Genomic DNA, 21,360 nt, shown 5'->3' with positions numbered 1-21,360 from the left:
CGAAACCCGGAGGATTCCATGGCCAGCTATCAATACGTCTACCACATGGATGGTGTCTCCAAGACCTATCCCGGCGGCAAGAAATGCTTCGAGAACATCCGCCTGAGCTTTCTGCCGGGCGTGAAGATCGGCGTCGTCGGCGTCAACGGCGCGGGTAAATCCACACTGATGCGCATCATGGCCGGGATCGACAAGGATTTCACCGGCGAGGCCTGGGCCGCCGAGGGCGCCAAGGTCGGCTACCTGCCGCAGGAGCCCCAGCTCGACGAGAGCAAGACCGTGCGCGAGAACGTCATGGACGGCGTGGCCGAGAAGAAGGCGATCCTCGACCGCTACAATGAACTGGCGATGAACTACTCCGACGAGACCGCCGACGAGATGGCGAAGCTGCAGGACGAGATCGACAGCAACAACCTGTGGGATCTCGACAGCCAGATCGACGTGGCGATGGAGGCCCTGCGCTGCCCGCCCGACGAGGCCATGCCCGAGAACCTCTCGGGGGGTGAGCGGCGCCGCGTGGCGCTCTGCAAGCTGCTGCTCGAAGCGCCCGACATGTTGCTGCTCGACGAACCGACCAACCACCTCGACGCCGAGACCATCGCCTGGTTGCAGCAACACCTGATCGACTACAAGGGCACCATCCTGATCGTCACCCACGACCGTTACTTCCTCGACGACATCACCGGCTGGATCCTCGAGTTGGATCGCGGCCGGGGTATTCCCTACGAGGGCAACTACTCGGCCTGGCTGGAGCAGAAGGCCAAGCGGCTGGAGCAGGAGGCGCGCGAGGACAAGTCGCGCCAGAAGACGCTGGAGCGCGAACTCGAGTGGATCCGCGCAGGGGCCAAGGCCCGCCAGGCCAAGCAGAAGGCCCGTATCAACGCCTACGAGGACCTTGCCGCGCAGTCCGAACGCGAAAAGATCTCCCGCGCGCAGATCGTCATCCCGAACGGCCCACGGCTTGGCTCGAAGGTCATTGAAGTCGAAGGGCTGCAAAAGGCCTATGGCGACAAGCTGCTGATCGAGGGGCTGGACTTTGCCCTGCCGCCCGGTGGCATCGTCGGCGTGATCGGCCCCAACGGCGCCGGCAAGTCGACCCTCTTCCGCATGCTGACCGGACAGGAACAGCCCGACGGCGGCTCCGTGGAATACGGCGACACGGTGAAACTGAGCTACGTCGACCAGTCGCGCGACGCGCTCGAGGGCAACAAGACCGTCTGGGAGGAAATCTCCGGCGGGGCCGAGGTGATCGAACTGGGCGACGCCTCGATGAACTCCCGCGCCTACTGCTCCGCCTTCAACTTCAAGGGCGGCGACCAGCAGAAGAAGGTGGGGCTGCTCTCGGGCGGTGAGCGCAACCGGGTCCACATGGCCAAGCTCCTGAAGAGCGGCGGCAACGTGCTGCTGCTCGACGAACCGACCAACGACCTCGACGTCGAAACCCTGCGCGCGCTGGAAGACGCGCTCGAGAACTTTGCCGGCTGCGCCGTGATCATCTCCCACGACCGCTTCTTCCTCGACCGTCTCTGCACCCACATCCTCGCCTTCGAAGGCGAAGCCCACGTGGAATGGTTCGAGGGCAACTTCGAGGCCTACGAAGAAGACAAGGCACGCCGCCTCGGCCCGGATGCGCTGGAGCCAAAGCGGGTCAAGTACAAGAAGTTCGTGCGGTAGGTTCGCCTCACAACCGCGCATACCCGCCTCTTCGGGCGCGACATTCCCGGCGGACGCCCCGTCGCGATACAGGTCCGCCCGGGAGGCCATCACCACGGTGGCCGGGTCAGAGCCTGACGACCCGCACCCGGAGTTTGCTGCCCGATCCGCGGGCGCACATCCGCTGCATCGGATGGAAAGCCGGTGCCGATCCTGACGGCGCGGCTTGGGTCCATGAGATGAATGCCGGACATGCCGGCGCGAGATCTCCCGAAGCCTTCAGCGGGCTCTGCAAGGGGTTCTTCGGGCCGGAAATACACCCGCTCAGCGCCTGCGAAGTGTTTCGCTGAGCGGCAGAGCGCTCTCTCGCTCGCTAGCTTCCCTTTGCCCCGCGGCGCCCTTCCAGGAGCCAGGCCCCGAGCGACATCAGCGCCGCGAGAGCGAGAAACAGGAGCGGGTTCACCAGCGGGATCACGGTGACATCGGCAGTGACATAGGCCTCCCGCGGAGTGATGCCGACCCAGCCGCGCCCTGCGGCCACGCGCCCCTCGCGGACCTGCCGGATATCCGGCGTGCCGTCTTCCAGGGGCACCACACCACCACGGCGGGCATCCACCGCCGCCTCCAGCACCTCGCCGGTTGCGATTGTCTCCTCGAACTCCTTCGGCGCCGAAGGCCCAAGCGCCACCACCGCGGTCTTGTCACCCTCGACCAGCCTGTAGAGCCCAAGGTCCGGGCCCTCGAAGACCCCCTGGTACAGGCCGGGTGAAAGCTCTTCGAGCGGCACGGTGTAGAGGCTGCCGTCAGGGCCCGTCACCTCCACCTCCGAAGGCGCATCACCCAGCGTGCGGCGGGTCACGGTCATTTCCTGACCAACCGCCTCGGCGGTGAGGCTCTCCTCCTCCAGATCGGGTTCCTTCATCATCCAATGCGCCAGCCGGCGCAGCAGCTCCAGTTGCGGCCCCCCGCCCTCGAAGCCGCGCGACCACAGCCAGGCATGGTCCGAGGCCATCAGCGCCACCCGGCCCTCGCCCTGGCGTTGCAGCACCAGCAGCGGGCGTTCTTCCAGCCCCGACATCACCACCTGCCCTTGTCCCGGGATCAGATCGACCAGGCGGAACCAGCGGCCCCAACCCGGCACCCCGTCTTCCTGCGAGGGGTAGAGCGCCTCCAACCCCTCCGTGACCGGGTGCTTCTCGCCCAGATCGGTGACTTCGGGCAGGTAGCCCTCCTCGAGGACGCGGGCAGAGGGCGAGGCGGGCATGATGTCGCCCAGCGGCGAGCGATAGATCGAGTCGGCGGAGGCAAAGTCGGGCCCCGCTGCCACCAGCACAGCGCCGCCCCGCTCCACGTAGTCGCGGATGTTCTCGAGGTAGAGCGTGGGCAGGATGCCGCGGCGCTTGTAGCGGTCGAAGATGATGAGGTCGAACTCGTCGATCTTTTCGATGAAGAGCTCGCGGGTGGGGAAGGCAATGAGGGAAAGCTCGCTCACCGGCACGCCATCCTGCTTTTCGGGCGGGCGCAGGATGGTGAAATGCACGAGGTCCACCGAGGAGTCGGACTTGAGCAGGTTGCGCCAGGTCCGCTCGCCGGGATGCGGCTCGCCGGAGACTAGCAGCACGCGCAGCCGGTCTCGCACGCCGTTGATCTGCACCACGGCGGCATTGTTCCGGTCGGTCAGCTCGCCCTCGGCGGTGGGAGTGACGAACTGGATTACGTTCTTGCCGCCGTGGGAGAGCGTGACGGGCAGCGAAAGCTCCTCGCCCACCGGAACGTCGTAGGTGCGCGGCTCTTCCCCGTCGATCGCGATGGAGAGCGGCACCGTGGCCCCCGGCCCGCCGTTCGCGGGCACATCCCCCTGATCCTCGATCATCAGGGTGAGGGTGATCTCCTCGCCAAGGATGCCGAAGGCGGGGGCGTTCTGCACCACCAGGCGGCGGTCCCAGTCGGTGGAATGGCCTGTCATCAGCAGGTGCAGCGGTGCGGGCAGGTCCGGAGTGCGCTCCATGTCGTGCACTCGCCCGTCCGAGATGAGGATGGCCCCCGCGACCCGGGCGCGCGGCTCTTCTGCCAGCGCCTCGGAAAGCGCCGCCATCGCGCGGGTGCCTTCGTCGCCCTCGCCATCGCTCACAACGGCCACACGGGCCTCGGTATCGGGCATGGCGGCGATCTGCGCCAGCACGCGGCCCAACGCTGCCTGGGTCTGCTCTGCACGGTCAGAAAGCCCCTGGGACGAGCTCTCATCAACCACGACCAGCACGATGTCGGTGAGCGGGTTGCGCTCCTCCTGCTGCAGCGAGGGGTTGGCCAGTGCCACCAGCAGGGCCACGGCCGCAAGTGCACGCAGCCACCAGCCGGCAAGGCCACGCCATATGGCGAGACCGATCAGAAGCACGGCGAGCGCGCAGGCGACGTAGAGCGCGATCCACGGCAGAAGGGGGGCAAAGATGATGCTGTCGGCGTTCATTGGCCCAACCTGTCGAGCAGGGCCGGCACGTGGACCTGGTCGCTTTTGTAGTTGCCGGTGAGCACATGCATGATGAGGTTCACCCCGAAGCGATAGGCGATCTCGCGCTGCTGCTCGCCTGCATAGCCACGCCCCACGGGAAACATCGCCGCGCCATTGCGCTCCACCGCCCAGGCCGCCGCCCAGTCGTTGCCGCCGATCACCACCGGCGTCACCCCGTCATTGAGGTTGCGGAAGGGCATGCCCTCCACCACCTCCGCATCGGGCGGCGCGGCCTCGACCCAGACATCCCGGCTGGCCCAGCGGCCGGGAAAATCCTGCAGCAGGTAGAAAGTTCGGGTCAGCACATGATCCATCGGGATCGGCTCAAGCGGCGGAATGTCGAGCGGGGCGGCCAGCTCCTGCAGCTTGCGCCCCTCGGGCGTGGCCGCACCGAAGCCGCCGATGTCGGCGTCGCGGGTGTCGAACAGGATCATCCCACCGGTTCGCAGGTAGCGGTTGAGCTTGGCATAGGCCTCGTCGGAGGGGAGCGGCTGGTTCGGGCTGACCGGCCAGTAGAGAAAGGGAAAGAAGGCCAGCTCATCCGTTTCGAGGTTCACGGCGATGGGTTCGGCCGGCTCGATCGAAGTGCGGCGGAAGAGCGTATCGGAGAGGCCCCGAAGCCCGGCATGCGCCACGTCATCGAGCCGCGTGTCACCGGTGATGACATGGGCCAGAACCACGTCTGTGGTGGCCTCCAGCGCGAATATCTCCGCCGCCTCGTCGCTTTGCGCCGCCGCATTGTCCGGCGCGGCCGCGAAGCAGGCAGCGATGAGCGCCACTGCGACCGTCGAGGAACGCCGCGCACGCGGCGCAAGGAGGCGGCCGCCGAGCCAGAGCGATGCGAGGATGTCGAGCGCCAGAGCGATCAGCGCCGCCGAGAGCACGAAGCCCTTCAACGCCGTCTCCCGGCTCACCGCCAGCCCCTCCACCGGAATCCGCGCCGGCCAGGCGACAGGCTCCAGAACGGCCTCCGGACCAAGCACGTTGAGTGCGATCAGCCGATCCTCCCCCGCGTAAAGACCCGGGCGCATGTCGGGGCCGATGGGGATGTCGCCGGCCAGCGCCGCACCGAGGTCCGCACCCTCCACGCCCGGCAGAGTGCCCGCATCCTGCACCCCGCCGAAGCCGTCGAGAACGCGCTCGGGTGTCCAGACCGTGCCCTCCAGCTCGCGTGCCTCGGGCGTCGCGGGCCGGGTCGAGATCGCCAGCCGTTCCAGCATCTGCACGAAGAGGCCCGAGAGCGGCAGGCTCGACCACTCGGCATTGGCGGTGACGTGAAACAGAACCACGCTGCCCTGCCCCACGCGCTTGCGGGTCACCAGGGGCGTGCCATCGGCCAGCGCGGCAATGACGCGCTCGGCCAGTTCCGGGTCGGGTTGGGCCATGACCTGAGCGGTCACCGTCACATCCGCGGGCAAGGCGAGGCCATAAAACGGAGAGCTCTCCGGAAAGGGCCGCAGCGCCTTGGGCTCGCCCCAGCTCATCGCACCGCCCACCGAACGGCCGCCCTCGCGCAGGCGCACCGGCATCAGCGGGTCTTCCTCGCGGCGGCTCACGTCAGATGCCGCCAGCTGCGGCCCCGCAAAACGCAGCAGCATCCCGCCTTCCTCGACCCAGGCCAGCAGATCGTCCTTCTCCGCAACCGGCAGGTCAGCCACATCGGCGAAGATGATCGCGTCGGGATTGGCGAGCAGGATATCGGGCAGAGTCCCTTCGACGAGGTCGGCGGTGGGCTCCAGAGCGCGCTGCAGGTAGTGCAGCGGCGAGAGCAGCTCGAGACCTTCGCGGTCTTCGCGCCCGGCGATCAGCGCCACCTCGCGGCGGCGCAGGCCATCGTCGGTGAGCGTGACCGCCCCGGCGCCGCGGGCGGCCTGGATCTCGAAGCGGGTGACCCGGTTGCGCAGCTCAGCGGGCAGGATCAGCGCCACCTCGGCCTCGGTCGCCTGCGGCTCGAAGCTGGCCTCGGCACGCGCCAGCACCCGCTCGGTGCCCGAGGGGTCGCGCCCGTAGGCCAGCACGGTGGCGGTTTGCGCGGCGGTCTCGTCGGGGCGCAGCACGGTGAGCCGGACCTGCCCGTCCTCGAAGCGCGCGGGGCGCAACCCGAGCGGGCGGCGCGGGCTTTCGAATACCGTCACCGGACCCTTGGCCTCGAAAGCCGCCAGGATCTCGTCGCGCCCCTCGTGAGCGAGGCCGTCCGACAGCCAATAGGTCTCGAACCCGTTGCCCAGGCTCTCCACCCAGTCGACCGCCGCCCCGCTCACCGGTGGCCAGGCTGTGGGCTCCAACCCGGCAAGGCGCGGGCCCCAGGCCGCGGCGGCAAGCATTGGCAGCTCTCCCGCCGCGGGCAAAGCGGTCAGCGAAACCACGGCCACGGGGCGGTCGGCCGCTGCGGCATCCGTGAGCAGCCCCTCGATCCGAGCCATCCGCCCAGGCCAATCCCTCGCATCGGCCCAGCCGCCATCCAGCACGATCACCAGCGGCCCGCTGCCATCCCGGCGCTGTTCGGGGTTCAGCACCGGCCCGGCAAATCCGATGACGATGGCGGCGATGGCCAGCATCCGCAGCAGCAGCAGCCACCACGGCGTGCGATCGGTCTGGCTGTCTTCATCCTCCAGCCCGAGCAGCAGCGCGACGCCCGGAAAGCGCCGGCGGATCGGTGCGGGCGGCACGGCGCGGAGCAGCAGCCACAGGAGCGGCAGCACCACCAGCGCCCAGAGCAGCAGCGGCGCGGTAAAGCCTATGGGGCCGATCGCAAACATCAGCGACCATGCTCCAGGGCCCCGTAGAGCCAGAGCAGCGCCGATTGGGCCGGACTGTCGGTGTGGTGGGTCGAAAACTGCCAGCCCGTGGTGCGGCTCAACTGCTCAAGCCGGTCCTTGCGGGCCGCAAGACGGTCGAGATAGCGGCTGCGCAGGTCTCCGGCCTTCTTCGTTTCATGGGCAAGGCTGCCCCCCATGCTCTCGAAGATCGTGCGCCCGTCGAAAGGAAACTCCTCTTCCTGCGGGTCGAGGATCATCACCATGGCCCCGCGCACGCCTCGGTCGGCCGCGCGGGCCAGTGCGGTTTCAACCGCCTCCACATCGCCCATGAAATCCGACAGGAACACGGCGCGCGAGTGCAGCGGCAGGGTATCGCCGCGCGGCGCACCGTAGTCGGGGCCCGGCAAGGCCTTTTCCTCGGCCTCCATCGCACCGCCCAGCGCGTCGGCAATCCGGATAAGCTGGAGCGGGCCGGAGCGTGGCGGCTGCTCGAGCCGCGCCAGCCCCACGCGCTCGCCGCCCCGCACCAGCAGCACGGCGATGGCCAGCGTCAGCAGGCGCGCGCGCTCGGCCTTGGAGGGGCGCTTGCCGGGCGTGCCGGAAAAGCGCATCGACATCGCCTCGTCGCACCAGAGCATGACAGATTGTGCCGCCTGCCACTCCTTCTCGCGCACGAAGTGCTGGTCCGACTTGGCCGAACGGCGCCAGTCGATGCTGCGCGCCTCGTCGCCCACGGCCAGCGGGCGGTACTGCCAGAACTCGTCGCCCATGCCCGAGCGGCGGCGGCCGTGCGCGCCCAGCAGCACGGTCTGCGCAAGATGCTCGGCTTCGGCCAGCAGAGGGGGCAGCGCGGCAGCGAGCCCCTCGGCCTTCGACCTCAGCCCGCGCCCGACGCCGGCATGGAGATGAACAGAAGCGGTTTGGCTCAAGCCGCCGCCTCCACCCGTGTGACGCTCTCGGCCACGCTACGAATGACAGACGACAGCTCCTCGCCCCGCGCGCGGGCAGCAAAGGAGAGCGCCATGCGGTGGGTGAGCACGGGTGCGGCCATGGCCATCACATCTTCGGCGGAGGGCACCAGGCGGCCTTCGAGAAGGGCGCGGGCGCGCACCGTCATCATCAACGCCTGGGCCGCGCGCGGCCCCGGACCCCAGCTGACGGATCGCTGCACCGCCTCGGGCGCGGTCGGGTCTTCCGGGCGGCAGGCGCGGACGAGATCGAGGATCAGCTCGACCACGCTGGTGCCCACCGGCATCCGCCGCAGCAGGGCCTGCGCGGCAATCAGCTCCCCGGCGCTGAAGATCTGGTGGCTCTCGGCCTCCTCCGCGCCGGTGGTGGCCAGGATGATGTCCCGCTCGGTATCACGGTCCGGGTAAAGCACGTCGATCTGCACCAGGAAACGATCGAGCTGGGCTTCGGGCAGCGGATAGGTGCCCTCCTGCTCGATCGGGTTCTGCGTGGCGAGCACGTGAAAGGGCTTTTCCAGAACGCGGTGCTGGCCACCGACGGTCACCTCCTTTTCCTGCATCGCCTGCAGCAGGGCAGATTGCGTTCGCGGCGAGGCCCTGTTGATCTCGTCGGCCATCAGCAGCTGGCAAAAGATCGGCCCCTCGATGAAGCGGAAGGCGCGTGAGCCGCCCTCGGCGGTTTCCAGAACCTCGGAGCCTAGAATATCGGCCGGCATCAGATCGGGGGTGAACTGGATGCGGCTGCCGTTGAGCCCCATCACCGTCGAGAGCGTATCGACCAGGCGGGTCTTGCCTAGGCCCGGAAGGCCGATCAGCAGCCCGTGGCCGCCGCAGACGAGGGCCGAAAGCACGAGGTCCACGACTGTCTCCTGCCCGATGAACCGGCGGCTGATGGAGGCCCTCGCCTGCCCCAGCTTCTCGGCCAGCGCCTCGATTTCTGGCACGAGGCCCGCGTCGTCGGACATGACATTTCTCCTTGGTCGGCTAGGTTAGGGCGCAGTAAGCCATCTATCGCATGTGAGACCAATGGCGAAATCGAAGGCCAGACAAGATATTGTGAAACCCGACGCCGGAAGCCTGGAAACCGCCGCCCGGAGCGCTTCCAAAAAGGGCAAACTCCCGCCGGTCCACCTGTGGAACCCCAAATTCTGCGGCGATCTCGACATGCGCATCGCCCGCGATGGCACCTGGTTCTACCTCGGCACCCCGATCGGTCGCCCCGAGCTGGTGCGGCTCTTCTCCACCATCCTGAAGAAGGAGGGAGAGGATTACTTTCTCGTGACCCCGGTGGAGAAGGTGGGCATCACGGTGGACGATGCGCCCTTCGTTGCGGTGGATTTCACCGCCCATGGCGCGGGCGAGGCCCAGGTGCTGCGCTTCGAGACCAATGTGGGCGATGTCACCGAGGCCGGACCCGACAACCCGATTCGCGTGGTGCGCGACCCGGAGACCGGCGAACCCTCGCCCTACGTGCACGTGCGAGCCGGGCTGGAGGCGCTGATCGACCGCAAGAGCTTTTACCGACTGGTGGAGATCGGCGCCGAGCAGGACGGCTGGTTCGGCCTCTGGTCGGGCGGTGCCTTCTTTCGCATCATCCCGGCTGCCGAGTTGCCTTGACCTGCTGTTCAATCGAGCGCCTGCTACGCAGGACATGTCTTGTCTGAGTATTTTCAGCCAGAGAATGAACAGGTTGTGCGGATGACGGGCCCGTTCGGCGGCTCCTGACAGGATGCTGTCAGGAGGGGGGTGCGATGATGGGGCATCAAAACCTCAGGAGGATGCCCCGATGACCGACACCATGACCAACCCCGCCGACATGACGACGGCCCCCGAAGATGCGCTCGTCTGGTGCGAGATTCCGGTGACCGATCTCGACGCCGCGATCGCCTATTACGGCGCCGTGCTGGACCACCCGCTGGTGCGCAATGACGAGGGGCCGAACCCGATGGCGATGCTGCCGGTGAAATCGCCGATGGATGGCACCGCGGGCCACCTTTACCCCGGCAAGCCCGCGGGCGACGGCTCGGGGGTGACGGTGCACCTGGCCGTGCCGGTGCTGGAGGCCGCGCTCGAGCGGGTGCTCGAGGCCGGGGGCCGGGTGCTGCCGGGGATTATTCCCATCCCATCCGGGCGTTTTGCCTATACGCTCGACCCCGATGGCAACTCGATCGGGTTGTTCGAGTTCAGCAAGGCCAAGTGATGCGTCGCGCCGACCGCCTGTTCCAGATCGTCCAGCTGCTCCGCGGGGGGCGGCTGGTCACTGCGCGGATGCTGGCCGAGCGGCTGGAGGTGAGCGAGCGCACGATCTACCGCGACATCGCCGATCTGGTGGGCTCTGGCGTGCCGATCGAGGGCGAGGCGGGGGTGGGTTACCTGATGCGTGCCGGCTTCGACCTGCCGCCGCTGATGTTCAACCGAAACGAGATCGTGGCGCTGGTGGCGGGCGCGCGGCTGATCCGCGCCTGGGGCGGGCTCGAGATGGCCGAGGCCGCCGAGGAGGCGCTGGTGAAGATCGCGGCGGTGCTGCCCGAGGCAGAGCGCGGCCGCGCGGCCGGCCTGCAGATCCACGCCTACTCGATGCCCTACCTGATGGATGACGAGACCCGGCGGCGGCTCGACGGCATCGAACGGGCGGTCGATGCCCGCGAGCGGCTGGTGCTCGATTACGGCGATGCCGAGGGGGCCGAAACCGCGCGGGTGGTGCGCCCCTTGAGCCTGATTTTCTGGGGCCGGACCTGGACCCTCATCGGCTGGTGCGAGCTGCGCGACGACTTCCGGATGTTCCGGGTAGACCGGATCAAGGGCATGACCTGCGGCGAACGGTTCCGCATCGAACCGGGAAAGAGCCTGCAGGATTTCTACCGGATGGAGCGGCACCGTGGCGGTTTCGACGAGCGCCGCAGCGGAGCGTCCTAACGCTTCAGCCGCAGCGTCTTTCGGCGCGGTGTGCGGGGTTCGGGCGGCGTTGCATCGACCTCACGCCACTCTCCCGGCGCCAAGCCGTCCAGCGCCCAGGGCCCGATCTGCGCACGGATGAGCCGAAGCGTCGGGTGACCCACCGCTGCGGTCATGCGCCGTACCTGCCGGTTTCTTCCCTCGCGGATTGTGAGCGCAAGCCAGGTGTCGGGCGCCTTCCGGATCCGCACCGGCGGATCGCGGGGCCATAGTGCCTCCGGCTCGGGGATCATGGCGACCTCGGCGCGTCTGGTGGGGCCATCCTTCAGCTCCACGCCCAACTTCAACGCTTCCAGCGCGGCGGCATCGGGCGTGCCCTCGACCAGAACCCAGTAGGTCTTGGCCATCTTGAACTTGGGGCTGGAAATGCGTGCCTGCAGCTTGCCGTCATCCGTAAGGAGCAGCAGGCCCTCCGAGTCCCGGTCGAGCCGGCCCGCAGGGTAGACCTTTTCCGGCAGGCCGAGGCCCGATAGGCCCTGCCACTGGCCCTCGTCGGTGAATTGCGAGAGCAGGTTCATGGGTTTGTTCAGGGCAAGAAGCATGAGGCGGTCCGGACGGTGGGCAGATTGCCCACCCTACCGGTCGACCGCAGGGTGGGCAATCTGCCCACACCCCCCATCAATGTGCCTCGGCCCAGCTCATGCCCTGACCAGCATCCACTTCGAGCGGCACCGCGAGGTGGACGGCAGGGGCGGCGGCGCTCTCCATCACCTTGCGGACGGCGGCGATGGTGTCGTCCACCGCGGCCTCCTCGACCTCGAAGATGAGCTCGTCGTGGACCTGGAGCAGCATCCTGGCGGGCAGGTCCCGGATCGCCTCCGGCATCCGGATCATCGCGCGGCGGATCACGTCGGCCGCCGTTCCCTGGATCGGCGCGTTGATTGCCGCGCGCTTGGCAAAGCCCGCGCCGGGGCCCTTTGCGTTGATCTCGGGCGTGTGGATCTTGCGCCCGAAGAGGGTTTGCACGCAGCCGTGCTCCTTGGCGTAGGCCACGGTGTCGTCCATGTACTTCCGGATGCCCGGGAAGCGCTCGAAGTAGCGGTCGATGAAGGCCTGGGCCTCGGCGCGGGGGATGCGCAGGTTGCGGGCAAGGCCGAAACCGCTGATCCCGTAGATCACGCCAAAGTTGATCGCCTTGGCCTGGCGGCGGATGTCCGGGGTCATCTGGTCGAGCGGCACGTCGAACATCTCCGACGCGGTCATAGCGTGGATGTCGTGGCCGTCCTTGAACGCCTGCTTCAGCGCGTCGATGTCGGCGATATGGGCGAGGATGCGCAGCTCGATCTGGGAGTAGTCGAGCGACACCAGCCTGTTGCCCTTTTGCGCCACGAAGGCCTCGCGGATGCGGCGGCCCTCTTCGGTGCGCACGGGGATGTTCTGCAGGTTGGGGTCGGTCGAGGCCAGCCGCCCGGTGTTGGCGCCGGTGATCGAGTAGCTCGTGTGCACCCGGCCTGTTTCGGCATTGATGTGGGTTTGCAGCGCGTCGGTGTAGGTGCTCTTCAGCTTGGAGAGCTGGCGCCAGTCGAGCACCCGCGCGGGCAGGTCGTGCTCGGTGGCGAGGTCTTCGAGCACATCCGCCGGGGTGGAGTACTTGCCGGTCTTGCCCTTCTTGCCGCCTTCCAGCCCCATCTTGTCGAAGAGGATCTCGCCGAGCTGGGCCGGGGATCCGACGTTGAAGGCCTCGCCGGCAAGCTCGTGGATCTCGGCCTCGAGCCCGGCCATCTTCTGCGCGAAGGCGTTGGACATGCGGGAGAGCGTGTCACGGTCGACCTTCACGCCGTGGCGCTCCATCTGGGCCAGCACGGGCACCAGCGGGCGCTCCAGCGTTTCGTAGACGGTGGTGACGCGCGCACGGTGCAGGCGCGGCTTGAAGGTCTGCCAGAGCCTGAGCGTGATGTCGGCATCCTCGGCGGCGTATTTCACCGCCTCCTCCAGCGGCACCTTGTCGAAGGTGAGCTGGCTCTTGCCCGAGCCGATCAGCTCCTTGATCGGGATCGGGTTGTGGTGGAGATACCGCTCGGAGAGCGCATCCATCCCGTGCCCGTGCAGCCCGCCATGCATGGCGTAGCTCATCAGCATGGTGTCGTCGAAGGGGGCGACCGTGACGCCGTAGCGGTGCAGGATCTTGGCATCGTACTTGATGTTCTGGCCGATCTTCAGGATCTGCGGGTCTTCCAGCATCGGCTTCAGCGCGTCGAGCACCTGCTGCATCGGGAGCTGGCCCTCGGCCGGGGTGTCATCGGCAAAGAGGTCGTCGCCCGTGCCCTTCACATGGGCGAGCGGGATGTAGCAGGCCTCGCCGGGGGTGACGGAGAGCGAGATGCCGACGAGGTCGGCCACCATCTCGTCGAGGCCGGTGGTTTCGGTATCAACGGCAACATAGCCCGCGCGGGCAATGCGCATGAGCCAGTCGTCGAGCGCCTGCGCCGTGGCGACATGCTCGTATTTCGCATGGTCGAAGGGGATTTCACGGGCCGTCGGGTCGGGCATGTCGCCGGCCTCGGCACCATCGCTGCCAGCGCTTGCGCCGGGCGTGTCGTCGATCACCGGGGCCTCGACCTTGAACTGCTCGGCCACCCGCCTGGCCAGGGTGCGAAACTCCATCTCGGCCAGGAAGGCCAGCAGGGCCTCGGGGTCGGGCTCCTTCACCTCGAGGTCGTCGAGGCTGAAATCGAGCGGGGTGTTGCAATCGAGCTGAACGAGCCTGCGGCTGATGCGGATGAGCTCGGCGTTGTCTTGCAGCGACTCGCGGCGCTTGGGCTGTGGGATTTCTCCGGCCCGTTCCAGCAGCGTATCGAGGTCGCCGAACTCGTTGATGAGCAAGGCGGCGGTCTTGATGCCGATCCCCGGCGCGCCCGGCACGTTGTCGGTGCTGTCACCGGCAAGTGCCTGAACGTCGACCACGCGCTCGGGCTTCACCCCGAACTTCTCCACCACCTCGTCGGGGCCGATGCGCTTGTTCTTCATCGCATCGAGCATTTCGACCCCGTCGCCGACGAGCTGCATCAGGTCCTTGTCGGAGCTGATGATCGTCACCCGCCCGCCGGCCTCGCGGGCCTGGCAGGAGAGGGTAGCAATGATGTCGTCTGCCTCGTAGCCCTCGATCTCCTCGCAGGCGACGTTGAAGGCACGGGTGGCCTGCCGGGTGAGCGGGAATTGCGGCACCAGGTCCTCCGGCGCGGGCGGGCGGTTGGCCTTGTACTTGTCGTAGATCTCGTTGCGAAAGCTCTTGCCGGAATAGTCGAAGATCACCGCCGCGTGGGTCGGGGCATCGGGGCCGGTGTTGGCCTCGATGTACTTGTGCAGCATGTTGCAGAAGCCCGCCACGGCGCCGATCGGCAACCCGTCGGACTTGCGGGTGAGCGGCGGCAGCGCGTGGTAGGCGCGGAAGATGAAGGCCGATCCGTCGATCAGGTGAAGGTGGCAGCCCTTGCCGAATGCCATGTCATGCGCCTCCCGGTGATGGTGGGGGTTACATGCCACGCGGGCGCGGCGGGGGCCAGCGGGTAGCTGACAGCGGGCGTGCAGGAGAGCGGCCTCACCCGACCTTCAGGCAAGGGGTCGCCAGGGTGGGTGAAGCCCCCACCCGAGGGGTCAAACCGCCGATTGCGCGGCGTGCATGAAGACGGCGATGAAGAAGATGATCGAGGCTGCGGCGACAAAGAGGTGCCAGATCGCGTTGTGAAAGCGCATCCGACCGAGCAGAAGGAAGAGCGTGCCGGCGGAGTAGAGCCCGCCGCCCACCGCCATCAGCACGATCACCGGCGTGGAGGTGACGGCCAGCAGGTCCTGCCCTCCGAAGAGCACCGCCCAGCCCATGCCGAGGCAGAGCCCGATGCCCACCGCCGTGGGCCGGCGCGGCAGGGCGAAATTGGCCGCCGTCCCCACCATCGCCAGCACCCAGATGAACACCAGAAGCCCCTGGCCTGCCCCCGCAAGCAGGGCGAAGGGCGTGTAGGTGCCCGCGATCTTGAGGTAGATCGCAGACTGGTCGAAGCGCAGGAGCATGGCGCGCCATTCCGGGCGCGGCAGATGGTTGTAGAGCAGCGAGCAGGTCAGCATGGCGATCAGCGTCGCGCCGTAGACCGAAACGCCCAGGATGCCCATCGCGTCACCGCGCCAGACCGCCGTGAGGGTGATCAGCACCGGCACCGCGCCCACCGCCAGCGCCAGTGCCGCGAGGTGCACAACCGCGTCGGTCACAAGCTCGGCGCGGCTATAGGGCCGTGAGGCGTGCGGCAGGATCGCAGGGTCTGTGGCGTGTGTCATGATGCCAAGTTAAAACGCGCTATCGGCCCTGCAAGCCTAAACGTGCGACCCTAAGAAATCGTGACTGCCAACGCCTGATCATTGGGCACATGACCAGAAGCCGCGATACCCGCGCACAGGCCCGTCGGCGATGGAAAACACCAGCGCCGCATCGGACCGGAAACCGGCCTCCTCGCCCAGCGGCGTCACCTCCACCGTGAGCCGATCGGCCGCGAAACGCCCGTCCCCGCCACCGAGGCGCAGGTCGGTGCCGTTGAGTCGCATCGCCGCCACGTCGCCGGCAGCGCTGGTCCACAGGATCGGCGTGTCATCGGCGGTCTGACTGAAGTTGCAACCGCCGGTGGGCGCCTCGATGAGGGCCGAGGCCTCGGAGGCGGTGAGCGGCGCGGGATAGAGGGTCGAGAGCCGCACCGTCGTCAGGGCGCCCTCCACGCTGCCGGGCACCGGGGCCGGATCCTCGTAGGCCGCCTCTGTACTGCGACCCGCTTCCAGCTCGGCGATGAGCCAGCGCATCTCGGCAATCTCGCGGTTCTGGGCGGCGATGATGTTGTCGGCGAGTTTGCGCACCCGGGCATCCTCGATACCCGCCCGGCCCGAGGTCATCACCGCGATGGAATGGTGCGGGATCATCGCCCGCATGTAGCTGATCCCGCCCACGGTCAGCTGGCTCCGGACAAGAAAGAGGCTGAGGGCAAACACGGCGACCGCTCCTCCGAGGATGGCCAGCTTGACCCCGCGGCCGGGATACATCGGCCACATGAAGCCCAGCATGATCCCTGCCATCACCGCGCCCATCAGCAGGGCCATCCAGGCCCGCGTCTGGGAAAAGAAGACATGCCCGAGCGCGTAGGTGTTGAGATACATCAGGCCGAACATCACCACCGTCGAAGTGGCGATCATCGCGGCAAAGCGGGTGTAGGTCATCGGGGCCTCCTTGTGTGTCATCCGGCAACCCAACGGGTTTCCAGCGCTGGAAGGTTCCCAAAAAAGTGAACGGCCGCCCAAGAGGCGGCCGCTCAACTCTTCTGGTCTGGCCCGGCTCAGTGCAGCTTGGCACCGGCCTCGTCGATGGCGTTGTCGATGAGCTTGTTGGCCTCGGTCGCGCCCATCTGCTTGGCAATCAGGTCGCCCGCAGCGGCCACGGCCACCTGCACGGCGCGATCACGCACCGATCGCACGGCAGCCGCTTCGGCAGAGGCGATCTGCTCGTCGGCGGCGGCGAGACGGCGCGCGATGGATTTCTCCAGGTCGGCCTTGGCCACATCGGCGGCCACCTTGGCCTCCTCGCGTGCGTGGGCGACGATGCGCTCGGCCTGCTCGGCCACCTCGGCCTGCTTGCGCTCGAAGGAGGCCAGAACGGTCTGGGCCTCCTCGCGCAGGGCGCGGGCCTCCTCCAGCTCGGCACGGATCGTCTCCGCCCGCTTGTCGAGCATGCCAGCGATCAACGCCGGCACCTTGAAGAACATCAGCACGCCGATGAACAGCAGGAAGGCGATGAGCACCACGAAGTTGGTGTTGCGCAGCGAGAAGAACGGGCCGCTGGCGGCCAGAACCGGGCTCGCGGCCACCGTGATCGCGGCGGTGGTGAGGGCGTAACGGATCATCACGACGCTCCTTTCAGCCGGGCTTCGACCGCGGCATTGACCGCCTTGGCGTCGACCTTGCCGCCCAGCGCCTCGACGATGTCGCCGGCGGTGTCCTTGGCGACGGTCTCGACGTTGGCGAGCGCGCTTTCGCGGATCTCGGCAATCGCCTTCTCGGCTTCGGCGGTGCGGGCGGCGATCTCGGCATCGGCCTTTGCGATGGCGACGTCGACTTCCTTCTGCACCTCGGCACGGGCCTCGGCACCGATGGCCTGAGCCTCGGCCCGCGCATCGGCCAGCGCCTTCTCATAGGCCTTCTCGGCCTCGGCGGCGCGGATCTTGAACTCTTCGGCCGCGGCGATGTCATTCGTGATCGTGCCAGACCGCTCGGCCAGAACCGCGGCAATGCGCGGCAAGGCGATGCGGCTCAGCACGAAGTAGATCGCCACCAGGGTGACGAGAAGCCAGAAAATCTGGTTGGGCCAGCTCGAGAAGTCGAGCTGCGGCATGCCGGGGGCGGCCTCGGTGGCGTGGCCGACCGCGTCGGCCCCGTGACCGGCAGCATCTGCCCCGTGCCCGGCTGCCGCTTCGGCTGCGGTATCTTCGGTTGCCATGGGCTCTCTCCGGAAACCTTAAAGGGACACCGGGGGACGCATCAGCGCTGCCCCCCGGCCGTAAGGATCAGAAGATCTGCCTCAGACGGCAAACATCAGCAGAAGCGCGACGAGGAACGAGAAGATCCCCAGGGCTTCGGCGAAGGCGATGCCGATGAACATGGTGGCCGTCTGGCCGCCGGCGGCGGAGGGGTTGCGCAGGGCGCCGCTGAGGAAGTTGCCCACAACGTTGCCCACACCCACGGCAGCGCCACCCATGCCCACAGAGGCCAGGCCAGCACCGATGTAGGCACCCATTTGAACGATATCGCCTTCCATGTCGAATTCTCCTTACGTTGGAATTGGCTAGAAACTTTGTCCTGTGCCCCGGTTCAGTGACCCGGGTGCAGCGCGTCCTTCAGGTAGACGCAGGTCAGGATGGTGAAGACATAGGCCTGGATGAAGGCCACGAGCAGCTCGAGCGCGTAGATCGCGGTGATCGCCAGGATCGACAGCGGCGTGACCGCGATGCCGACCGCAGAGAACAGCACCAGCGGCGCGAAGGCGGCGAACACCTTGATCACCGCGTGACCGGCCATCATGTTGCCCATCAGACGGATCGAGTGGCTGACCGGGCGCACGAAGTAAGAGATCACCTCGATGATCGCGAGGATCGGGCGCAGCGCCAGCGGCGCGGACGACACCCAGAAGAGTTCGAGGAAATGGGCGCCGTTCTTCACGAAACCGATCACTGTGACCGAGATGAAGACGAAGAGCGCCAGCACGACCGTCACCGCGAGGTGCGAGGTGGTGGTGAAGGCCAGCGGCAGCAGACCCAGCATGTTGGCCAGCAGGATGAACATGAACAGCGTCATGATATAGGGGAAGTACTTCAACCCGTCCTTGCCGCAGACGTCCTCGATCATCTTGTGAACGAGACCATAGGCCATCTCGGCAACCGACTGGCTCCGGCTCGGGATCACCGCACGCCGGCGGGTGCCGATGACCAGCAGCAGGATCACGCAAAGAACCGTGAGCGCCATCCAGAGCGTCACGTTCGTGGGCGTGTACCAGGCCACCGCGCCGTCACCGAAGAGCGGCGTGACCAGGAACTGGTCCATCGGGTGAAACACGAGGCCTTCTTCTGCGCCGTGGCTCTCAGTCGCCATTTCAGTCCCTCTTCTCGTCCTCTGCCCGCGCTTTCGGGGCGTTTTGGAACTCTGCTGCCGTGCGCATCATCACGCGGACACCGGCGGCGAAGCCCAGCAATGTGAACACCACCAGGAAGAGGGGCAGCGTGCCGAACAGCACGTCGAGCCCATACCCGACAGCAACGCCGATCCCGAGTCCCGCGACCAGCTCGATCACCATGCGCCAGCCCTGCGAGGCCGCGTGATAGTGATCGTCTTTCGGCGGGGGCGGAGCGTACTTGGCCTTGTGCGCCGCGAGCTTCGCATCGAGCTCATCAAGTCGCTGCTCGTCGCCCGAGCTGGCCATGTTTCGCCCCCGTCGATAGTTGCGCGGAAGCTAGGCAGAGGGCGCGCCAGAGTCAATTCCATGCTGTCTGCGTCAAGTCATTGAAAAGTATTGATTTTGCCAAAGCGTCGCAGCGCTGGGGCAGCCCACACGCGCGCCTTTCGGCCCTGCGCGCATATTCAACCGCATGGTTGACGATTGCCCGGCACCGCCCTACCGCTGCGCAATGGCTCCCCGCGTGACCCCCTCGCTCAATACCGTCTTCGCCGCTCTCGCCGATCCGACGCGGCGGGCAATCCTCGCCATGCTGCTCGAAGACGACATGGCCGTGACCGATGTGGCCGAGCCCTTCGAGATGAGCCTCGCGGCCATTTCCAAGCACCTCACCATCCTCGCCGGCGCGGGCCTCATCACGCAGGAAAAGCGCGGCCGCGTGAAGTGGTGCAAGCTGGAGCCCGACGCGATGAAGGCGGCCTCCGTCTGGATGCAGGGCTTCGGCCAGTTCGAGCCGGTCAACCTCGACGCCTTCGAGCGGTTCCTGGGCGAAGAGCTCGGCCTGCACGAGGACTAGGGCCTCGCGCAGGCCCACCCGAGCCGGTCAGCGCATCGGTAACGAACCGGAGGTCACCCTCAAGAGGCATAATTCCGGCAAGGTTTTGCTCCCCTTAGAAGAGGCCCGGGTCGAAGTTTTCCTTCAGATGGGTCAGGATCGACTGCACCTTGGCAGTCCGGTGCAGGTCCACATGGGTCACCAGCCAGACCGTCGCACTCCACTCCTCCTTCGGTGCCATCATCTGCACAAGATCGGGAGAGCGCTCGCCCACCGCCGTGGGCAGAAACCCAACGCCCGCCCCGGCGCGGATCGCGTCCACCACCGAGCGCTGGGCCGAGGCGCGGTAGGTGATCGCACGGTCCGGAACCATTTCATTCAGCCAGCGGTAGAAGGGGGCCCGGCTGTCCTGGTCGTCCTCCGACACAAAGCTGTGCCGCGCGAGGTTGCTTTCGTCCAGATGGCCCATCTCCCTCACGTAATCCTGCGTCGCATAGAGTGCGTGGGAGAGATCGAAGAACTTCTGAACAACGTTGTCCGGCTGGTCCGGGCGTTTGCCCGCCCGGATTGCAACATGGGCTTCGCCGTATTCCAGCCGGAACAGGCGCTCGTCGGTCATGAAGCGCAGCACCACCTGCGGGTTGGCGCGGGAGTAGCGGGCAAGCGTGGCCGAGAGCGCCGGCGAAAGCGAGGGAATCGACGTCACGATCAACTCGCCGGTCACTTCCTCGCCGCGCCCCTTGATCCGCCCTGCAAGCTGGGAGAACTGGTCATCGGTCGCCTTGGCCACCTGCAGCAGGTCGAGCCCCGCTTCGGTGGCGGTATATCCGCGCGCATGGCGCTGAAACAGCTTGGTCCCGAGGCGCGCCTCCAGGGCGTCGATATGCCGGATGACAGTGGCATGGTGCACGCCCAAGGCATCCGCTGCGCCCGACACCGTGCCGACACGCGCCACGTGGTAGGCGGTGCGGACTTCGTCCCAGGCATCAAGGCTGTTCATCCGTCGCGCTCCCGCAGAGATATGTTCGCCATCCAACATGAGTTACGACCTTCCTGTGTTCTGTGCGCTCTTGCAAGAGCAGCGCGTCAGCTGTTCTGAACCGTTCAGTATGGATTACCACGTTTTGCCGCACCCGCAAGCAGCCTCCGCGAATTATCTGCCGGCTCAAGACAGTTCCTGCCATCGCCGCAAAACGTGAGGCCGCGTGAGCGGATCCGGGGATGTTACGCACGAGGCGCGCGGTTTCGTCGGTCGGTCACCAAGTTTCTTGACGAGAGGCGCCGGGCGGGCGGTAATACGACCATGGGAGAGGACCCCTCAGCATGATCGGCAGCCAGACCGCCGGAGCCAGGCTCACCCTGCGCAACCGCCCCGCGCCACGGGGCTGGGCCATTTGGCTCGCGGTGGCCGGGGGTGGGCTGGTGATGGCGGCTGCCCTGCTCCGACCGGCCGCGCTGGCCCCTCTGGCCGGGGCCAGCGGCATCTTGTTTGTTCTGCCCTTGCTCTGGGCGCTCCGGCCTGGCCCGGTGACGGTGATCGACCGCGCGGCCCGCCGCATCGAAGAACGCTCGGCGCTTGGCCGCTTGCTCAGCGCCACCCCCTTCGACCGAATCGAGGGCGTCACCTGCGACCGCGTCCGCCTGCCGGCCCGCAGCCCCGGTGGCGCCGACCTCACCATCTATCGCACCCTGCTGCTTACCGGGTCCGAGCCCGTGGCCATCCGCGGCTTTGGCGCGCCCGGCCCCGCTCGCGACCTCAAGGCAAGCATAGAGGCCTGGCTGGCCGCATCGCCCCTGCCGGCCTGATCCGCTCGGGCCTCGATGCCTTTCGCGCGCCCGATCCCGGAGCAGGTGCCACGGTCACCAATGTCGCCGCGGGAACCCGGCCACACCTCCGCCAACATCGCCTCCGGTGCCGTGCTCCGCTGGCGTCTGCAGGCCTCCTCCGCCACCCCCCGGCGGTTGACTCGGCGCCGCCGCGCGCGTAAACGCCCCTCAAATCTCCGGAAGTGATGCAACTTCCGGTCCTGCCCGAGTTCAGGATC

The 21,360-nt window shown here is 67.3% G+C and carries 20 protein-coding genes; 6 read left to right on the top strand and 14 right to left on the bottom strand.

Annotated elements, in window-relative coordinates; all coding sequences use genetic code 11:
• The first annotated feature begins 18 nt into the window (after window positions 1-18).
• Window positions 19-1,674 carry an energy-dependent translational throttle protein EttA gene (ettA, locus tag BUR94_RS00540; protein WP_074254335.1) on the top strand — a complete coding sequence of 552 codons (1,656 nt, stop codon included), beginning with the start codon at window positions 19-21 and terminating at the stop codon, window positions 1,672-1,674.
• 352 nt (window positions 1,675-2,026) lie between these two features.
• Here ettA and BUR94_RS00535 read toward each other — a convergent pair whose 3' ends face one another.
• The 4 genes from BUR94_RS00535 to BUR94_RS00520 are packed head-to-tail and all read right to left on the bottom strand — an operon-like array spanning window position 2,027 to window position 8,854.
• On the bottom strand, window positions 2,027-4,120 hold the full coding sequence (locus BUR94_RS00535; RefSeq protein ID WP_074254334.1) for a hypothetical protein: 2,094 nt from the start codon (window positions 4,118-4,120) through the stop codon (window positions 2,027-2,029).
• Window positions 4,117-6,921 carry a DUF4159 domain-containing protein gene (locus BUR94_RS00530; RefSeq protein ID WP_074254333.1) on the bottom strand — a complete coding sequence of 935 codons (2,805 nt, stop codon included), beginning with the start codon at window positions 6,919-6,921 and terminating at the stop codon, window positions 4,117-4,119. Before BUR94_RS00530 ends, BUR94_RS00535 begins: the two co-directional genes overlap by 4 nt.
• Window positions 6,921-7,850, bottom strand: coding sequence for a DUF58 domain-containing protein (locus BUR94_RS00525; RefSeq protein WP_245794308.1), 930 nt, complete (start codon window positions 7,848-7,850; stop codon window positions 6,921-6,923). Before BUR94_RS00525 ends, BUR94_RS00530 begins: the two co-directional genes overlap by 1 nt.
• A complete protein-coding gene (locus BUR94_RS00520; RefSeq protein ID WP_074254332.1) occupies window positions 7,847-8,854 on the bottom strand; it encodes an AAA family ATPase in 1,008 nt (335 codons plus the stop codon). Before BUR94_RS00520 ends, BUR94_RS00525 begins: the two co-directional genes overlap by 4 nt.
• Before the next feature lie 61 nt (window positions 8,855-8,915).
• Here BUR94_RS00520 and BUR94_RS00515 point away from each other — a divergent pair, with 61 nt between their 5' ends.
• The 3 genes from BUR94_RS00515 to BUR94_RS00505 all read left to right on the top strand — a co-directional run bounded on the left by BUR94_RS00515 (window position 8,916) and on the right by BUR94_RS00505 (window position 10,805).
• Window positions 8,916-9,506: a DUF1285 domain-containing protein gene (locus BUR94_RS00515; protein WP_074254331.1), complete on the top strand. Its 591-nt coding sequence runs from the start codon at window positions 8,916-8,918 to the stop codon at window positions 9,504-9,506.
• A 169-nt stretch (window positions 9,507-9,675) separates the two neighbouring features.
• On the top strand, window positions 9,676-10,089 hold the full coding sequence (locus tag BUR94_RS00510; RefSeq protein ID WP_245794306.1) for a VOC family protein: 414 nt from the start codon (window positions 9,676-9,678) through the stop codon (window positions 10,087-10,089).
• The gene (locus tag BUR94_RS00505; protein WP_074254330.1) at window positions 10,089-10,805 is read left to right on the top strand and encodes a helix-turn-helix transcriptional regulator; all 717 of its coding nucleotides are present in this window, start codon (window positions 10,089-10,091) and stop codon (window positions 10,803-10,805) included. The genes BUR94_RS00510 and BUR94_RS00505 overlap by 1 nt, the downstream gene beginning before the upstream one ends.
• Here BUR94_RS00505 and BUR94_RS00500 read toward each other — a convergent pair.
• The 9 genes from BUR94_RS00500 to BUR94_RS00460 all read right to left on the bottom strand — a co-directional run bounded on the left by BUR94_RS00500 (window position 10,802) and on the right by BUR94_RS00460 (window position 18,786).
• Window positions 10,802-11,386 carry a pseudouridine synthase gene (locus BUR94_RS00500; RefSeq protein ID WP_074254329.1) on the bottom strand — a complete coding sequence of 195 codons (585 nt, stop codon included), beginning with the start codon at window positions 11,384-11,386 and terminating at the stop codon, window positions 10,802-10,804. The genes BUR94_RS00505 and BUR94_RS00500 overlap by 4 nt on opposite strands.
• Window positions 11,387-11,462: 76 nt before the next feature.
• Window positions 11,463-14,288: a DNA polymerase I gene (gene polA / locus BUR94_RS00495; protein ID WP_074254328.1), complete on the bottom strand. Its 2,826-nt coding sequence runs from the start codon at window positions 14,286-14,288 to the stop codon at window positions 11,463-11,465.
• 150 nt (window positions 14,289-14,438) lie between these two features.
• A complete protein-coding gene (gene trhA / locus BUR94_RS00490) occupies window positions 14,439-15,113 on the bottom strand; it encodes a PAQR family membrane homeostasis protein TrhA (RefSeq protein ID WP_074254327.1) in 675 nt (224 codons plus the stop codon).
• 78 nt (window positions 15,114-15,191) lie between these two features.
• On the bottom strand, window positions 15,192-16,037 hold the full coding sequence (locus BUR94_RS00485) for a DUF305 domain-containing protein (RefSeq protein WP_074257506.1): 846 nt from the start codon (window positions 16,035-16,037) through the stop codon (window positions 15,192-15,194).
• A 116-nt stretch (window positions 16,038-16,153) separates the two neighbouring features.
• Window positions 16,154-16,717: a F0F1 ATP synthase subunit B gene (locus tag BUR94_RS00480; RefSeq protein ID WP_074254326.1), complete on the bottom strand. Its 564-nt coding sequence runs from the start codon at window positions 16,715-16,717 to the stop codon at window positions 16,154-16,156.
• Window positions 16,717-17,310, bottom strand: a complete 594-nt coding sequence (locus BUR94_RS00475) for a F0F1 ATP synthase subunit B' (RefSeq protein ID WP_074254325.1) — start codon at window positions 17,308-17,310, stop codon at window positions 16,717-16,719. Before BUR94_RS00475 ends, BUR94_RS00480 begins: the two co-directional genes overlap by 1 nt.
• Before the next feature lie 81 nt (window positions 17,311-17,391).
• Window positions 17,392-17,628, bottom strand: coding sequence for a F0F1 ATP synthase subunit C (locus BUR94_RS00470; protein WP_074254324.1), 237 nt, complete (start codon window positions 17,626-17,628; stop codon window positions 17,392-17,394).
• Window positions 17,629-17,681: 53 nt separating this feature from the next.
• The gene (locus tag BUR94_RS00465) at window positions 17,682-18,458 is read right to left on the bottom strand and encodes a F0F1 ATP synthase subunit A (protein ID WP_074254323.1); all 777 of its coding nucleotides are present in this window, start codon (window positions 18,456-18,458) and stop codon (window positions 17,682-17,684) included.
• A gap of 1 nt (window position 18,459) precedes the next feature.
• The gene (locus tag BUR94_RS00460; protein WP_074254322.1) at window positions 18,460-18,786 is read right to left on the bottom strand and encodes an AtpZ/AtpI family protein; all 327 of its coding nucleotides are present in this window, start codon (window positions 18,784-18,786) and stop codon (window positions 18,460-18,462) included.
• Between the two features lie 205 nt (window positions 18,787-18,991).
• Between BUR94_RS00460 and BUR94_RS00455 the strand changes: the two genes are divergently transcribed.
• On the top strand, window positions 18,992-19,336 hold the full coding sequence (locus BUR94_RS00455) for an ArsR/SmtB family transcription factor (protein WP_139301186.1): 345 nt from the start codon (window positions 18,992-18,994) through the stop codon (window positions 19,334-19,336).
• Window positions 19,337-19,430: 94 nt separating this feature from the next.
• On the opposite strand, the gene BUR94_RS00450 is transcribed toward BUR94_RS00455, so the two are convergent.
• Window positions 19,431-20,315 (bottom strand): LysR family transcriptional regulator, encoded by an 885-nt coding sequence (locus BUR94_RS00450; RefSeq protein ID WP_074254321.1) that lies wholly within the window; start codon window positions 20,313-20,315, stop codon window positions 19,431-19,433.
• A 323-nt stretch (window positions 20,316-20,638) separates the two neighbouring features.
• Between BUR94_RS00450 and BUR94_RS00445 the strand changes: the two genes are divergently transcribed.
• Window positions 20,639-21,121 carry a hypothetical protein gene (locus BUR94_RS00445; RefSeq protein ID WP_074254320.1) on the top strand — a complete coding sequence of 161 codons (483 nt, stop codon included), beginning with the start codon at window positions 20,639-20,641 and terminating at the stop codon, window positions 21,119-21,121.
• Window positions 21,122-21,360: the final 239 nt, after the last annotated feature.

This window comes from Vannielia litorea (genome assembly GCF_900142295.1).
GTDB lineage: Bacteria > Pseudomonadota > Alphaproteobacteria > Rhodobacterales > Rhodobacteraceae > Vannielia > Vannielia litorea.
This window is presented reverse-complemented; position numbering and strand designations above follow the sequence as displayed.

Excerpts from the sequence above, each read along its gene's own strand:
- ettA (WP_074254335.1), top strand. The coding sequence starts at position 19 with ATGGCCAGCTATCAATACGTCTACCACATGGATGGTGTCTCCAAGACC.
- BUR94_RS00535 (WP_074254334.1), bottom strand. The coding sequence starts at position 4,120 with ATGAACGCCGACAGCATCATCTTTGCCCCCCTTCTGCCGTGGATCGCG.
- BUR94_RS00530 (WP_074254333.1), bottom strand. The coding sequence starts at position 6,921 with ATGTTTGCGATCGGCCCCATAGGCTTTACCGCGCCGCTGCTGCTCTGG.
- BUR94_RS00520 (WP_074254332.1), bottom strand. The coding sequence starts at position 8,854 with ATGTCCGACGACGCGGGCCTCGTGCCAGAAATCGAGGCGCTGGCCGAG.
- BUR94_RS00515 (WP_074254331.1), top strand. The coding sequence starts at position 8,916 with ATGGCGAAATCGAAGGCCAGACAAGATATTGTGAAACCCGACGCCGGA.
- BUR94_RS00510 (WP_245794306.1), top strand. The coding sequence starts at position 9,676 with ATGACCGACACCATGACCAACCCCGCCGACATGACGACGGCCCCCGAA.
- BUR94_RS00505 (WP_074254330.1), top strand. The coding sequence starts at position 10,089 with ATGCGTCGCGCCGACCGCCTGTTCCAGATCGTCCAGCTGCTCCGCGGG.
- BUR94_RS00500 (WP_074254329.1), bottom strand. The coding sequence starts at position 11,386 with ATGCTTCTTGCCCTGAACAAACCCATGAACCTGCTCTCGCAATTCACC.
- polA (WP_074254328.1), bottom strand. The coding sequence starts at position 14,288 with ATGGCATTCGGCAAGGGCTGCCACCTTCACCTGATCGACGGATCGGCC.
- trhA (WP_074254327.1), bottom strand. The coding sequence starts at position 15,113 with ATGACACACGCCACAGACCCTGCGATCCTGCCGCACGCCTCACGGCCC.
- BUR94_RS00485 (WP_074257506.1), bottom strand. The coding sequence starts at position 16,037 with ATGACCTACACCCGCTTTGCCGCGATGATCGCCACTTCGACGGTGGTG.
- BUR94_RS00480 (WP_074254326.1), bottom strand. The coding sequence starts at position 16,717 with ATGATCCGTTACGCCCTCACCACCGCCGCGATCACGGTGGCCGCGAGC.
- BUR94_RS00475 (WP_074254325.1), bottom strand. The coding sequence starts at position 17,310 with ATGGCAACCGAAGATACCGCAGCCGAAGCGGCAGCCGGGCACGGGGCA.
- BUR94_RS00470 (WP_074254324.1), bottom strand. The coding sequence starts at position 17,628 with ATGGAAGGCGATATCGTTCAAATGGGTGCCTACATCGGTGCTGGCCTG.
- BUR94_RS00465 (WP_074254323.1), bottom strand. The coding sequence starts at position 18,458 with ATGGCGACTGAGAGCCACGGCGCAGAAGAAGGCCTCGTGTTTCACCCG.
- BUR94_RS00460 (WP_074254322.1), bottom strand. The coding sequence starts at position 18,786 with ATGGCCAGCTCGGGCGACGAGCAGCGACTTGATGAGCTCGATGCGAAG.
- BUR94_RS00455 (WP_139301186.1), top strand. The coding sequence starts at position 18,992 with ATGGCTCCCCGCGTGACCCCCTCGCTCAATACCGTCTTCGCCGCTCTC.
- BUR94_RS00450 (WP_074254321.1), bottom strand. The coding sequence starts at position 20,315 with ATGAACAGCCTTGATGCCTGGGACGAAGTCCGCACCGCCTACCACGTG.
- BUR94_RS00445 (WP_074254320.1), top strand. The coding sequence starts at position 20,639 with ATGATCGGCAGCCAGACCGCCGGAGCCAGGCTCACCCTGCGCAACCGC.